The sequence below is a fragment of the Mesorhizobium sp. P160187 genome (assembly GCF_057766425.1).
The window spans coordinates 944340-957545 of record NZ_JBYMDX010000003.1 but is presented as its reverse complement, the minus strand read 5'-3'; the positions used below and the strand labels follow the sequence as shown (position 1 = coordinate 957545).

12 protein-coding genes are annotated in these 13206 nt (G+C 63.9%); 7 read left to right on the top strand and 5 right to left on the bottom strand.

What is annotated here, in order from left to right; all coding sequences use genetic code 11:
- The 3 genes from AC3CCE_RS07970 to ggt are packed head-to-tail and all read left to right on the top strand — an operon-like array spanning position 1 to position 4309.
- Positions 1-1383, top strand: a complete 1383-nt coding sequence (locus AC3CCE_RS07970) for a glutamine synthetase family protein (RefSeq protein ID WP_352624958.1) — start codon at positions 1-3, stop codon at positions 1381-1383.
- A 2-nt stretch (positions 1384-1385) separates the two neighbouring features.
- On the top strand, positions 1386-2687 hold the full coding sequence (locus tag AC3CCE_RS07965) for an NAD(P)/FAD-dependent oxidoreductase (protein WP_352624956.1): 1302 nt from the start codon (positions 1386-1388) through the stop codon (positions 2685-2687).
- A 35-nt stretch (positions 2688-2722) separates the two neighbouring features.
- Complete coding sequence (ggt, locus tag AC3CCE_RS07960; protein WP_352624954.1) at positions 2723-4309, top strand: gamma-glutamyltransferase; 1587 nt, start codon at positions 2723-2725, stop codon at positions 4307-4309.
- A 22-nt stretch (positions 4310-4331) separates the two neighbouring features.
- Here the strand turns inward: ggt and AC3CCE_RS07955 are convergent, their stop codons facing one another.
- The 5 genes from AC3CCE_RS07955 to AC3CCE_RS07935 all read right to left on the bottom strand — a co-directional run bounded on the left by AC3CCE_RS07955 (position 4332) and on the right by AC3CCE_RS07935 (position 8714).
- Positions 4332-4496, bottom strand: coding sequence for a hypothetical protein (locus AC3CCE_RS07955; protein WP_023726413.1), 165 nt, complete (start codon positions 4494-4496; stop codon positions 4332-4334).
- The gene (locus tag AC3CCE_RS07950) at positions 4493-5548 is read right to left on the bottom strand and encodes an ABC transporter ATP-binding protein (protein WP_352624952.1); all 1056 of its coding nucleotides are present in this window, start codon (positions 5546-5548) and stop codon (positions 4493-4495) included. Before AC3CCE_RS07950 ends, AC3CCE_RS07955 begins: the two co-directional genes overlap by 4 nt.
- Before the next feature lie 11 nt (positions 5549-5559).
- Positions 5560-6393 (bottom strand): carbohydrate ABC transporter permease, encoded by an 834-nt coding sequence (locus AC3CCE_RS07945; protein ID WP_352510236.1) that lies wholly within the window; start codon positions 6391-6393, stop codon positions 5560-5562.
- Between the two features lie 10 nt (positions 6394-6403).
- Positions 6404-7333: a carbohydrate ABC transporter permease gene (locus AC3CCE_RS07940; RefSeq protein ID WP_352510237.1), complete on the bottom strand. Its 930-nt coding sequence runs from the start codon at positions 7331-7333 to the stop codon at positions 6404-6406.
- Positions 7334-7400: 67 nt separating this feature from the next.
- Entirely contained in the window at positions 7401-8714 is a 1314-nt protein-coding gene (locus AC3CCE_RS07935; RefSeq protein WP_198025808.1) for an ABC transporter substrate-binding protein, read from the bottom strand.
- 237 nt (positions 8715-8951) lie between these two features.
- Here AC3CCE_RS07935 and AC3CCE_RS07930 point away from each other — a divergent pair, with 237 nt between their 5' ends.
- The 4 genes from AC3CCE_RS07930 to AC3CCE_RS07915 are packed head-to-tail and all read left to right on the top strand — an operon-like array spanning position 8952 to position 13204.
- A complete protein-coding gene (locus AC3CCE_RS07930; protein ID WP_352624949.1) occupies positions 8952-9629 on the top strand; it encodes a beta/alpha barrel domain-containing protein in 678 nt (225 codons plus the stop codon).
- The gene (locus AC3CCE_RS07925; RefSeq protein ID WP_023830119.1) at positions 9629-11086 is read left to right on the top strand and encodes a xylulokinase; all 1458 of its coding nucleotides are present in this window, start codon (positions 9629-9631) and stop codon (positions 11084-11086) included. The genes AC3CCE_RS07930 and AC3CCE_RS07925 overlap by 1 nt, the downstream gene beginning before the upstream one ends.
- Before the next feature lie 14 nt (positions 11087-11100).
- Positions 11101-12393 carry an iron-containing alcohol dehydrogenase gene (locus AC3CCE_RS07920; RefSeq protein WP_081731100.1) on the top strand — a complete coding sequence of 431 codons (1293 nt, stop codon included), beginning with the start codon at positions 11101-11103 and terminating at the stop codon, positions 12391-12393.
- Between the two features lie 7 nt (positions 12394-12400).
- Positions 12401-13204: an HAD-IIB family hydrolase gene (locus AC3CCE_RS07915; RefSeq protein WP_023830118.1), complete on the top strand. Its 804-nt coding sequence runs from the start codon at positions 12401-12403 to the stop codon at positions 13202-13204.
- Positions 13205-13206: the final 2 nt, after the last annotated feature.

Sequence of the window (13206 nt, the reverse complement as noted above, 5' to 3'; positions counted from 1 at the left end):
ATGCAGGACAAAAATACCAACACCGCTCTCTTCACCGGCAACGATCCCAAGGCCTGGCTCGCCCGGCACGGCATCACGGAGGTCGAGTGCCTGGTGCCCGACATGAATGGCGTGCTGCGCGGCAAGGCGCTGCCGACAGCAAAATTCCTCAAGGCGCTGGAAGACCGCGCGCTCTATCTGCCGAGCAGCGCTTTCCTGGTCAGCATCGATGGCCGCTACTCCGGTTCGATCGACGAAGGCTTTGCCTATCAAGACCCGGATATGCGCATGGTGCCTGATATGTCGACGCTGTGCCTGGCGCCGGGCGGTGGCGCTGGCAAAGCCTATGTCTTCGCCGACGCCTTCCACATGGAAGGCAAGCCCTGGATGGCCTCGCCACGACATGTGCTGCGCGCCGTGCTCGATCTCTACCGGAAGCGCGGTTGGCGCGCGGTGGTGGCGCCGGAAGTCGAATTCTATCTGACCGCGCCCAATCCGAATCCCGACCAGCCGCTGACGGCACCGGTTGGCGCCAATGGCCGCGCCGAGGGCTCGCAGCATCCCTATGACATGGTGGCGCTGGAAGAATTCGAGCCGGTGATAAGGCGCGTCTATGATTATGCCGCAGCCGCCGGCCTGCCGCTCGACACGCTGATCCATGAATCGGGCACCGGGCAGCTGGAGATCAATCTGCTGCACGGCGACGCGGTGCCACTCGCCGACCAGGTGCTGCTGTTCAAGCGGCTGACGCGCCAGGCCGCGCAGCAGAGCGGCATGCACGCCACCTTCATGGCCAAGCCGATCGCCGCGCAGGCCGGCAGCTCGATGCATCTGCACATGTCTGTCGTCGATGAAACGACAGGCGCCGCGCTGTTTGCCGACAGAGATGATGCAGACACCGAAATGTTCGGCCATTTCATCGGCGGCCTGCAGAAATATGTGCCCGAGATCATGCCGCTATTCGCACCCAACGTGAACTCGTTCCGCCGCATCCGGCCGAACCACAGCGCGCCGGCCAACATCGAATGGTCGCATGACAACCGCTCCTGCGGCCTGCGCGTGCCGGCAGGTGGCCGCGCCGCCCGGCGGGTAGAGAACCGCTTGCCGGGTGCGGATTGCAATCCCTATCTGGCGATCGCCGGTTCGCTGCTTGCCGGCTATCTCGGCGTCGAGCAGAAGCTGGCGCGCTCGGCTGAGGCCTCGGGCAATGCCTACAAGATCAAAAGCACGCTGCCGAAAACGATGGAGGAGGCGCTTGATCGTTTCATTGCTTGCGAGCCGGTGCGGGCATTGCTCGGCGACGATTTTTTCCAGACCTATCTGCGCGTCAAGAGCGTCGAACTCGACCTGTTCCAGAGCGTGGTGACGAGCTGGGAACGCGACCATTTGCTGCTGAAGGTGTGATCATGGCCTCCGGCTCAACGGGTTTCAATTCGAGCCTCGATATCGGCAATTCCTATTATGTCGCCACCGCCAATCCGGCGCCGGACCATCCGGCGCTGGTGGGAGATGTCGGCGCCGATCTGGTGGTGGTCGGTGGCGGCTGCACCGGCCTGTCGGCCGCCCTTCATGCCGCCGAGCGCGGCCTGAAGGTGGTGCTGCTCGAAGGCGGCAAGATCGGCTGGGGCGCGTCGGGCCGCAATGGCGGCCAGATGATCCCCGGCCTGCGCAAAGGCGCCAAGGGGCTGGTCAAGCTCTACGGCCCCGAGCGGGCGAAGGCGCTGTTCGACCTCGCCTTCGAGGCGCGGGGCCTGGTGCTCGACATCATCGAGCGCCACACCATCGACTGCGATCTGCGGCTGACCGGCCATCTCGTCGGTGCCGTTAATGGCTCCGACCTCAGGGGTCTCGAAGACGAGGCCAAATGCCTCGAGAGCGTGATGAAGTTCCGCGACGTCGAGATCCTGTCGGCGGCGCAGGCACGCGGCAAGGTGGACACGCCCTATCATGGCGCGATGTATGAGCCGCTCGGCGGCCATATGCATCCGCTGAACTACACGCTCGGCCTTGCCCGTGCCGCCGTGGCGGCCGGTGTCGTCATCCATGAAAACTCCGTCGCGGTAAAGCTGGAGCGCGAGCCTTCGATCCGGGTCTCGACGGCGCAGGGGTCGGTAAGGGCCAAACATGTCGTGCTGGCCGGCGACGCGCTGCTGCATGGGCTGGAGCCGCGCGTCAACAGCCGCATCATGCCGGTCGGCAACTATATCGTCGCCACCGAGCCGCTGGAGGGCAAGCGCAATGTGATCCCGGCCAATGTGGCGGTGTCCGATACACGCTTCGTCGTCAACTACTACCGCATGTCGGCGGACGGTCGGCTGCTATTCGGCGGCGGCGAGCGCTACACGCCATCGCCGCCGGCCGACATTGCCGGCTTCGTGCGGCCGCACATGGAGGCCACCTTCCTGCAATTGAAGGGCTGCCGCATCGATCATGCCTGGGGCGGCCTGGTGTCGGTGACCACGTCGCGGCTGCCGCATGTCGGGCACTATGGCGAGGTCTATTTCGCGCATGGCTATTCCGGCAAGGGCGTCATCCTGTCAACGCTGTCGGGCAAGCTGCTGGCCGAAGCGATTACGGGCGACGCCTCGCGGCTGGACCTGTTCTCGACTTTGACCCCGATGCCGTTCCCGGGCGGTACGGCGCTACGGGGTCCGCTCTATGTGCTGGGGATGTTGTGGTACGCCATGCGCGACCGTATCAAGCATTGAGGTTACTACCGGCGGGTGGATCATCAGAGGATTGCATGCGTGATTTTCAACTCACCGGACGCTCGCCGGTTCGCGCGACAGAAGCGATGGCGGCGACATCGCATCCGTTGGCGACGCTGGCGGCTATCGACATGCTGCGCTCCGGCGGCAACGCCATGGATGCCGCCGTCTGTGCGGCGGCAGTGCAAGGGGTGGTCGAGCCGCAATCGACCGGCATCGGTGGCGACTGTTTTGTGCTCTACTCCCCCAAAGGCGAGGGCGAGGTGCTGGCTTTCAACGGCTCGGGGCGGTCGCCTGCTGCTGCAAATGCCGATTGGTATCTGGAGCAGGGCCGTAGCCAATTGCCTGGAACCGGTCCACACGCCGTCACCGTGCCGGGCGCCATCGACGCGTGGTGCCGGCTGCTTGAAGATCACGGCAGGAAGGGCATCGACGCCGCGCTGGCTCCGGCCATTCGCTATGCCGAACAAGGCTATGTCGTTCATGATCGCGTCGCCTTCGATTGGGCTGACGAGGTCGCCCTGCTTTCAGCCGATGAACATGCCGCGCGCATATTCCTGCCCGAGGGAAGGGCGCCGCAAGCCGGCGATGTGCATCGGCAGCCGCACTTGGCGGACACCTTGCGCATCATCGCCAACCGAGGCCGTGCAGGGTTTTATGAAGGTGAGGTCGCGGACGATCTGGTGGAACGTCTTCGCGCGCTGGGCGGGCTGCATGCATTGGAGGATTTCGCCGAGACCCAAGGCGACTACGTCACGTCGGTGAATACGTCCTATCGCGGCTACGATATCCATCAGATGCCGCCGAACAATCAGGGCATGACGGCGCTGATCATGCTGAATGTGCTTTCGGGCTTCAGCCTTGGTTCGTTGGAGCCGAACAGTGCCCAGCGGCTGCATCTCGAGATCGAAGCCGGCCGGCTTGCCTACCAGGACCGCGATACTTTCATCGGCGACCAGGATTTCGTCCAGGTCCCCGTCGAACAACTGCTGTCGGCAGCCTATGCGGAGCGGCTGCGCGCCGCCATCGATCCGGCGCTCGCCATGACGCATCTGCCGCGGCTTGAGCTGCCGCGCAGCGACACCGTCTATATCTCCGTGGTCGACCGCGACCGCAATGCAGTCAGCTTCATCAACTCGACCTTCGGTTCCTTCGGCAGCGGCGTCGTCGGTCCCAAGACAGGCGTCGTGCTGCAGAATCGCGGCAGCAGTTTTCGCCTCACGGAAGGCCATCCAAATCGTATCGCGCCGCGAAAGCGACCGATGCACACCATCATGCCTGGCATGGCGACGCGAGGGGGTAAGGTGGTGATGCCGTTCGGGGTGATGGGCGGCGGCTACCAGCCGTTCGGCCATGTCCATCTGTTGACCAACATGATCGATTTCGGGATGGACCCGCAGCAGGCACTGGATGCGCCACGGGTGTTCTACAAGGACAATGCCGTGCTGGCCGAGCGCGGGATTCCGGCTGAGGCGATCGCCGGCCTGCGTCAGCGCGGCCATCAGGTTTCGATCGCCGAGGAGCCGCATGGCGGCGGCCAGCTGGTGCTGATCGATTGGGAAAAGGGCACGCTCACCGGTGCCTCCGATCCGCGCAAGGACGGTTGTGCGCTGGGCTACTGATCTGCGTTACTGGAATGCGCATTCAGAACCAGATCAGCCAGACAAGCTGCAGGATTACCAGTGCAATGGCGTCCCAGAAGATGAGTTCGCCCATCGAGAACCAGCGCCGCGACCGGTTGAAGCTGTAGAACAGCCGCCAGACAAGTGCCGCGGCGGCGAGCGGCACCAAAGCGAGTAGCGAGCTCACGGCAGCCGCGCTCCCGAAACCGCATCGAACGTGTGCAGCGCCGCCGGCGGAAAGCGTAGATAAAGCGGCTGGCCGGGATCGAAGGCGCGATCGACATTCACTGTCCTGACGATCAGCGCATTCGCCTCGCTCTTGGCGAAGATCAGCACGTCCGGCTCGACCGGTTCGACGACGTCGACGGCAAACAGGATGGCATCGCCGGCAGTCGCGTCGACAAGCTGGATCTGCTCGGGGCGAATGCCGAGCACGATGGGACCATCAGGCTTTCCCGGCAGCGGGCAAGTGAAACCGCTGGCGTGGAAGACGCCGGCGCGGACATCGCCAGCGAACGTGTTCATCGCTGGACGGCCGATGAATTCGGCGATGAAGCGATTGGCAGGCCGCCGATAAATCTCGCGCGGGTCGTCGTACTGGATCAGCGCGCCTTCGCGCAGCACCGCGACCCTGGTCGCCAGCGTCATCGCCTCTTCCTGGTCGTGGGTGACGAAGACGAAGGTCTTTTTCAGCTCGCGATGCAGCCGCTTCAGCTCGGTGCGCATGTGGAGCCGCAACAAGGCGTCGAGATTGGACAGCGGCTCATCCATCAGACAAAGGCTAGGTTGCCAGACCAGGGCGCGGGCCACAGCGACGCGCTGCGCCTGGCCGCCCGACAATTGCGAAGGGCGGCGGTCGAGGTAACGGGTGATTTCGAGCAGCTCGGCCATGGCGCGGACGCAGCGGTCAAGCTCGGCGGCCGGCATTTTTCGGATGCGCAAGGGATAGGCGATGTTCTCGTAGACGCTCTTATGGCTGTAGAGCGCATAATTCTGGAACACCATGCCCATGCCGCGCAGGCGCGGCGGCAGATCGGTGACATCCAGGCCTTCGACCATGATGCGCCCGGCGGTCGGCCGCTCCAGCCCGGCGAGCAGCCGGCAGGCTGTCGTCTTGCCGGAACCAGAGGGCCCTAGCAGAACCAGGAATTCGCCGGGCTCGAAAGCAAGGTCGAGCGCCTGCAGCGCCACCGTCCCGTCGGGGAAAGCCTTGGTGACGCCGTCGAAAACAATTGCCATGCGAGATCCCTTCAACCCTTAACCGCGCCGAAGGTGAGGCCGCGCACGAGCTGTTTCTGGACAAGGAAAGTGAAAAGCACGATCGGCAGCGTCGCCACGATGGCGACCGCCGCGACTTGGCCCCACAGCGTGCCATGCGGCGTCACCAGTCCGGGTATGCCGACGGTCAGCGGCCGCCCGTCGAAAGCGACGAGGATGAAGGCATAGAGGAACTCGTTCCACGACAGGATGAAGCAGAGCACGGCCGTCGCGCCGATGCCGGGCGCGGCCAGCGGCGCGACGACGAAAAAGAATGCGCCGAGCCGCGAGCGGCCGTCCATCATCGCGGCTTCGTCGATCTCCCTGGGGATTTCGGCGAAGAAGCCGCGCATCATCCAGACGACGAGCGACAGGTTGAAAGAGGTGTGGGCGATCACCACGGCGTAGATGGTGTCGATCAGGCCAAGCGAGGTGAAGAACAGGAACAGCGGCACGGCGATCGAGATCGGCGGTGCCATGCGCGTCGTCAGGAAGAAGAAGAACAGGTCTTCCTTGCCGGGGAAATTGGAACGGGCAAAGCCATAGGCAGCCGGCGCGCCGATGACGATGCAGAGCATCGTAGACGACACCGAGATCAGCACCGAATTGATCGCCAGCGGCCAGTATCCCTTGTCGATGAAGACGGCCGGATAGTTGGAGAGCGTCGGCGAAAAGACCCATTTCGGCACAGAAGACAGAAGGTCGACGCGGTTCTTGAACGAGGCCAGCACCATCCAGACGTAAGGCGTCAGCGCAACAACCACTGCGACCAGCAGCACGGCCCAGGCAAAGCTCCTCCAGGCGCGGTTGGTGGATTGATCGATCATCGCAGCGCCCTCAAAACGCCCCCACCTGCTTGCGGCTCGACCAGTAGACGGCCTTGTAGAAGACCGAGCACAGGATCAGCACGACGAGATAGATCATGAAGGCGACCGCGGCGCCGTAGCCGAGGTCCCAGTTGCGGAAATTGACGCGGTAGGCATAGATCGAGACCAGCTCGGTCAGCGTTCCCGGTCCGCCGCCGGTCATCAGGAAAACCTTGTCGAACTCCTTGAAGGCGTCGATGCCGCGCAGCAGCAGCACGAGCGCGATGACCGGCCGCAGCAGCGGCAGCATGACGTCTCGGAAAATCTGGAACGGTTTGGCGCCATCCATCATCGCCGCCTCGAACGGCGCGCGCGGCAGGCTCATCATCCCGGCGAGCATGATCAGGGTGACGAAAGGCGTCCACTGCCAGACATCGATGGCGACGATGGTCGGAAACACCAGGTCGGGTGCCGAAAGCACCGCCGAATTCTGCGCCAGCAGGCCGACCTTGCGCATGTAGAAGGTGAGCATGCCGAAATCGCCCTGCAACAGCAGCCGCCAGATCAGCCCGACGGCGACCGGCGCGATCATCATCGGGATGAGCAGCAGTATGGTGAGAAGCCGCTGGCTGGCGACGAAGCGGAAGATCAGGAAGGCCAGCGCAAAGCCGAGCAGGAACTCAAGGCCGACGGCGATGACGACGAATTTCAGCGTCAACAGGAACGATGCCCAGAAGAATGGGTCGTTGCGCATCAGCTTGCGGAAATTGTCGAAACCGACGAAGGCGCCGGCATGGCTGGCGTCGGCGAAGCTGAGGTCGGTCAGCGCGGTGTAGACCATGTAGTAGAACGGGCCGACCAGGAAGACGACGACGAGCAGGGTCGCCGGCAGCATCAAGAGCGGCCCCACCCCACGGTCGAGAAGCGGCATTCCGCGCGGCGATGGAGTGCGGTTCGTCACGGGCGTTTCCTGCGGACAAGAACGGCTACCCGCTTGTGCGGGTAGCCTCTGCGCGACATCTCAAGGCCTATCGTGCCGGATAGGTCATGGGTGCGCAAGAACCGAGCAGTGTCGAGATGTCAGTGGCGGCGGTGTCAAGGGCGGCCTGCGCCTCCTTTTCGCCGGCGAGGTAGGATGACAGTTCGCGCACTAGTATGTCGGTCATCTCGGCCGATTGCGGCAGCGTCGCCTTCGGCACCGCATGCTCGTTGGCCTCCATCGAAGCCTTGGCATAGGGCAGCTTCTGCACCTCGGCGGAGGCATAGACATCCGGCCGACCTGAAGCGCCGCCATTGAGATGCTGTTCGAGCTGGCGGTCATAGCCCATCATCCACTGGACGAAGAGGAAGGCGGCCTGCTGGTTCTTCGAATAGACCGGGATCAGATAGGTCCAGCCCTCGACCTGGCCGATCTTCCCGCCGTCGCCTTGCGGCACGAGATCGAAGCCAACCTTGCCGACCACGGTGGAGGCCGTGGTGTCGACCGACACGGCATAGGTTGCGTCGTTCCACATGATCAGCTCGGCGACCTTGGCTTGCTGCATCAGCGCCATGACATCATCCCAGAAATAGTTGAGGCTGTCCGGCGGCGAGAATTGCAGCAGGCTCTTGTAATATTCGAGCGAGGCGACGGCCTTGGGGCTGTTGACGATGACCGGGCCGCAGGCCGAGCCGCTCTTCACTTCGAGCACGTCGCCGCCGAAGGAATAAAGGAAATTGAGCCACTCATACCACAGTGCCTCATGGCGCTTGCCCTGCAGGGCGGTGCCGTAAAAACCCTGGTCGGGGCGATAGAACCATTCGGCGATATCGCGGTATTGCTTCCAGTCCTTGGCGGGAGCGAGGTCGTAGCCATACTTGGCCTTGAAGCCTGCCTGCTCCTTGGGATCGGCGAGCAGGTCCGAGCGATACCACATGAACATGTTGAGCACTGTGAAGGGGAAGCCGTACTCCTTGCCGTCATACCAGGAGATTTCGTGCCAGGCGGTCTGGTAGAGCTGCTTCTCCGGCTCGAAGCTCGGATCGCGCAAAGCCGGGTCGGCCATCATCTTGGCGATTTCGACCAGATGGTTGTTGGTGGCGAACTTGCCGAGTTCGCGATGCGGCTGGATGATGACGTCGTAGCGGCCGCGGTGCGAGTTGAGATCGAGCTGCACCTTGTTGACGGCTTCCGAGTGCTCGTACATCTCGACTTCGACATGGATGCCGGTCTGTTTTTCAAACTCCGGCGCCATCTTCTTCAGCGCTTCGAGCGGCGGCAGCGCCTCGCCGACCATGCGGATGGTCTGGCCGCTATAGGGTTTCGACGCCTCTTTCAGATCCCACGCGGCCGCTTGTGTCACTTGCCACGTCAGGGGCCACACAAATACGGCTGCGACGAGCAGTCTGGACGCGGTACGTCTCAGCGGCTTGAGCATTCTTCCCTCTCCCTAGACGTCGTGCCTGGCGGGCCGGCGCCCGTTCTGTCATAAAATGTGTGGTACTGCAAATCAAAATGTGGCACCTTGCAACAAATGGTTGGGAGGTGTTAACAGACCGGCAGCAAACCGGCTTTCCCGACCAGGCGAGGGACCTCTCGGATGGACTTCATCTTCATGCTGACGCGCCACGATCGCACGGTCGAGGACTGTCTCGACCTGGTCGATTTGATTGAGCCGGTCGGCCTGAAGCATGTCGGCTTCAAGGATATTGGCGTCGCGCCGGATGTGCTGCGCAAGCTCGCTGTCGCCATTGGCCGGACAGGCGCCACCACTTACATGGAAGTTGTCTCGACGACGGCTGAGGCCTGCCTTAATTCCGCGCGCATCGCCAGGGATCTCGGCATCCAGCGCCTGCTCGGTGGTACCCAGGTCGACGAGATCATGGCGTTGCTGGAGGGGAGCGGCACCGAATACTACCCTTTTCCCGGGCGGCCGGTCGGCCATCCGACCAAGCTCGGCGGTTCGGCCGAGGATGTCGAGGCCGACTGCCGCGCCTTCGCCGAGAAGGGTTGTGCGGGATGCGACATCCTCGCCTATCGCGCCACCGAGGCCGACCCGGCCGAACTGGTGCGCGCAGCCCGGCGCGGGCTTGGTCCGTCGCGGCATCTGATCGTCGCCGGCGCTGTGGCATCAGTCGATCGGATCAAGGCAATCAAGCTGGCCGGCGCCAACGCTTTTACCATTGGCACAGCGGTTTTCGATGGCTCCTATTCGCCGACGAAAGGTTCTATCCTCTCGCAACTGCGGGATGTCCTCGCGGATTGCGAGCGCGTCTAATGCCAGTCATCGGCATCGATCTCGGCACACAAAGCCTGAAGGCGATCGTTGTCGATGACGAATTGCGGCTGCGTGGCGAGGCAGCTGCGCTGTACCAGCCGGCCTTCCCGGCGCCCGGCTGGGCCGAACAGAACCCGGCGCTGTGGCTCGCAGCGCTGAAGCCGGCTATTGCCGGCGCGCTCGACAAGGCTGGGCTTGCGCCGTCCGACATCAAGGGTATTGCCATTGCCGGCCAGCTCGACGGCTGCGTCGCGGTCGATGGCAATGGTGAGGCGCTGGCTCCGTGCATCATCTGGATGGACCGGCGGGCGGCAGGAGAGATCGCCGGCATCGATCCGGACTTCATCCGCGAGCGCACCGGTCTTGTCCTCGATGCCACGCATATGGCGGCGAAAATCCGCTGGGCAGCGCGCAACCTGCCCGAAGCGCGCCGGGTGGCGCTCTGGCATCAACCGGTATCGTTCGTGGTCGCGGCGCTGTGCGGTCGTGCCGTCATCGATCACGCGCTGGCCTCGACAACCATGCTCTATGGACTGAAGGAGCACAACTATGCCGGCGATCTGCTGGCGGCCTTCGACATCGATGCAGATAAATTGCCCGGCATCGACGATGCATCTGAGATCGCCGGCGCCTTGACGCACGCCGGCGCCGAGCTCACCGGTTTGCCTGTGGGCACGCCGCTGGCGGTCGGCACCGGCGATGATTTTTCGGCCGCCATAGGCGCCGGGGTCGTCGTGCCCGGTGTCGTCGCCTGCAATCTCGGCACGGCCGAAGTGGTCGGCGCGGTGTCCGGCACGCTTCGCCTCGACCCCGGCGGCCTGGTCGAGACCCATGGCTTTCTCGGCGACGGCTATTTCATCTCCAACCCCGGATGGCTCTCGGGCGGCGCGGTGACGTGGTTTCTAACAACCTTCGGCGTCGATTCGCCGGCGGCGATGTCCGAACTGGCGGCGACGGTGGTTGCCGGCAGCGACGATTTGCTGTTCTTGCCCGCGTTGTCCGGTGCCATGGCGCCGCGCTGGATCGCCGAAGCGCGTGCCGCTTTCTACGGCCTGACATCCTTCCACGGCAAAGCGGCCTGCGCTCGCGCAGTGCTGGAAGGCTGCGCCTTCGCCATGCGCGACGTTGTCGACCGGCTGGACGAGCTCGGCATAACAACCGGGCGCATCCGGCTCTCAGGCGGTGGCGCGCGCAGCCGGGTGTGGGGGCAAATCCGGGCCGATGTCAGCGGCAGGCCGGTCGAGATCGCGGGTGCGGCCGATGCCTCGCCGATCGGTGCGGCAATCCTTGCCGCCGCAGCCATCGGCCTTACCTCCTCAGTGCGGCAGGCGGCTGAAAGGCTGGCCGGCCACATCGAGACGATCGACCCTGATCCTTCCGCCAAGGCCGCCTACGACAGAAGTTACCGCCGGTATCGCACCTTGTTCGATGCCCTGACCCCGCTTCATGCTGACTGACCGGACTGCATCCTATGTCCAGACAAATGCTCGATCGCCTTATTGCCGGCACGCTGCCTGACCCGGACAGCCAGGGAATGCTGTCGGTGCCGCTGAAGACCATCGTCATAGGGCGCGGTCTCGGCGACGAAGCCGATGCGCTGGTCAAGCCGCTGCCGCTCGGCCGCAGGCTCGCCGTTGTCATGGATCCCGACACAAGGCTGGCTCTCGGCGAGAGAGTGTCCATTGCGCTGCGCGGCTCGATCGATGTCGACAAGATCATCCTGCCGCGCCATCCGCATCCCGACATGGACGCCGTGCGATCGGTGATCGCCCGCACGAAAGACGCCAGCGGTCTGGTCGCGGTCGGATCCGGCTCGATCAATGACATCACCAAATATGCCGCCCATCTGACCCAAAAGCCCTATGCGGTGTTCGGCACCGCGCCGTCGATGAACGGCTACACCTCGGTGTCTGCGGCAATCACAGAGGACGGCCTGAAGAAATCGCTGACGGCGAGCCTGCCGGTCGGTGTCTTCCTCGATCTCGATGTCATGGCGCGAGCGCCGCACCGGCTGATCGCTGCCGGCTTCGGCGATTCAATGGCGCGGCCGACCGCGCAGACCGATTGGCTGATGGCGCATCTTTTGCTCGGCACGCCCTACCGGGAGGCGCCGTTCATGCTTCTGGCGGAGGACGAGGAGGCGCTTATCGCCAAAGCCGGCGAACTCGGGACCGGCGACATTGAGGCGATGGAAGTGCTGGTGCGCACGCTGGTCATGTCGGGCCTTGGCATGACTTTGTGCGGCGGCTCCTATCCGGCCAGTCAGGGCGAACATCTCATCGCCCACTATATCGACATGCGGGGCCAGGGATTGCCCGAAGCGCATCACGGCGAGCACATAGCGGTGACGACGTTGACGATGGCGCGGCTGCAGGAACGCGTGCTGGCGCTGCGGGAATTGCAGCTCGCGCCCTCCGCCGATACGCCAGACCGCTTCATCGAAATCTTCGGCGAAACGCTCGGACGTTCCTGCTGGGCGGCATTCAAGCCCAAGCTGCTGGACCGCGAACGGGCAGACGTCATCAACACCATGCTGGCCAGGCAATGGCGCTCGCATCGTGAAAGGCTGGTGCGGGTGGCACGCCCGGCGCGCGAGATCGCGGCAGCACTGCGCGCCGCCGGCGCGCCGACCACGCCGCAGGAGGTTGCCATACCGGCTGGCTTCTACGACGAGGCGGTCGCCAATGCCCGGCTGATCCGCGACAGGTTCACCATGCTCGACGTCGCGGCTGCCTCGCTCGAAACGGTTGCGGCGGGAGCCTGAGCGGGTGCTGCGTCCGCTTGCCGACTTCACCGCGCTGGACCGGCGCAACATCGCCGTCGTGCTGACCGATATAGACGACACCTTGACTGACAAGGGACGGCTGCCGGCAAAGGCCTATGTGGCGCTGGAGCGGCTGAAGCAGGCCGGCTTCATTGTCGCGCCGGTTACCGGCCGCCCTGCCGGCTGGTGCGACCTGATCGCCCGGCAATGGCCGGTGGACGGCGTGATCGGCGAGAACGGCGCCTTCTATTTCCGCTACGACGACGCCAAAAAGCGGATTGTTCGCCACTACGCCAAGAGCGCTGCCGAACGGCAGGCCGATGCCGCGCGCCTCAAGGAGATCGAGCAAACCGTTCTGCGCGAAGTTCCGGGTGCGGCGGTCGCGGCCGACCAGGCCTATCGCGAGGCCGATCTGGCGATCGATTTTTGCGAGGACGTGGCGCCGCTGCCCAAAACCGAGGTTCTGAAGATCGTCGGCATCTTCCAGCGCTATGGCGCGACGGCGAAAATCTCGTCCATCCACGTCAATGGCTGGTTCGGCAAATACGACAAACTGTCGACAAGCCGGCTATTCTTGCGGGACTGTTTCGGTATAGATATCGACCACGACAAGGACAGCATTGTCTTCGTCGGCGATAGTCCAAACGATGCACCAATGTTCGGCTTCTTCCCCAACAGCGTCGGCGTCGCTAATGTGCTGGACTTCGCAGGCGAGCTTCCTGCGTCTCCCGCCTTCGTCACAAGAGGGCGCGGCGCGGAGGGATTTGCCGAGCTTGGCGACGCGCTGATTGCTGCAAAGGGAATGGAATAGTC

What these genes read in the sequence shown, in the direction of transcription:
- AC3CCE_RS07970 (WP_352624958.1), top strand. Translation starts at nt 1, where the DNA reads ATGCAGGACAAAAATACCAACACCGCTCTCTTCACCGGCAACGATCCC.
- AC3CCE_RS07965 (WP_352624956.1), top strand. Translation starts at nt 1,386, where the DNA reads ATGGCCTCCGGCTCAACGGGTTTCAATTCGAGCCTCGATATCGGCAAT.
- ggt (WP_352624954.1), top strand. Translation starts at nt 2,723, where the DNA reads ATGCGTGATTTTCAACTCACCGGACGCTCGCCGGTTCGCGCGACAGAA.
- AC3CCE_RS07950 (WP_352624952.1), bottom strand. Translation starts at nt 5,548, where the DNA reads ATGGCAATTGTTTTCGACGGCGTCACCAAGGCTTTCCCCGACGGGACG.
- AC3CCE_RS07945 (WP_352510236.1), bottom strand. Translation starts at nt 6,393, where the DNA reads ATGATCGATCAATCCACCAACCGCGCCTGGAGGAGCTTTGCCTGGGCC.
- AC3CCE_RS07930 (WP_352624949.1), top strand. Translation starts at nt 8,952, where the DNA reads ATGGACTTCATCTTCATGCTGACGCGCCACGATCGCACGGTCGAGGAC.
- AC3CCE_RS07925 (WP_023830119.1), top strand. Translation starts at nt 9,629, where the DNA reads ATGCCAGTCATCGGCATCGATCTCGGCACACAAAGCCTGAAGGCGATC.
- AC3CCE_RS07920 (WP_081731100.1), top strand. Translation starts at nt 11,101, where the DNA reads ATGTCCAGACAAATGCTCGATCGCCTTATTGCCGGCACGCTGCCTGAC.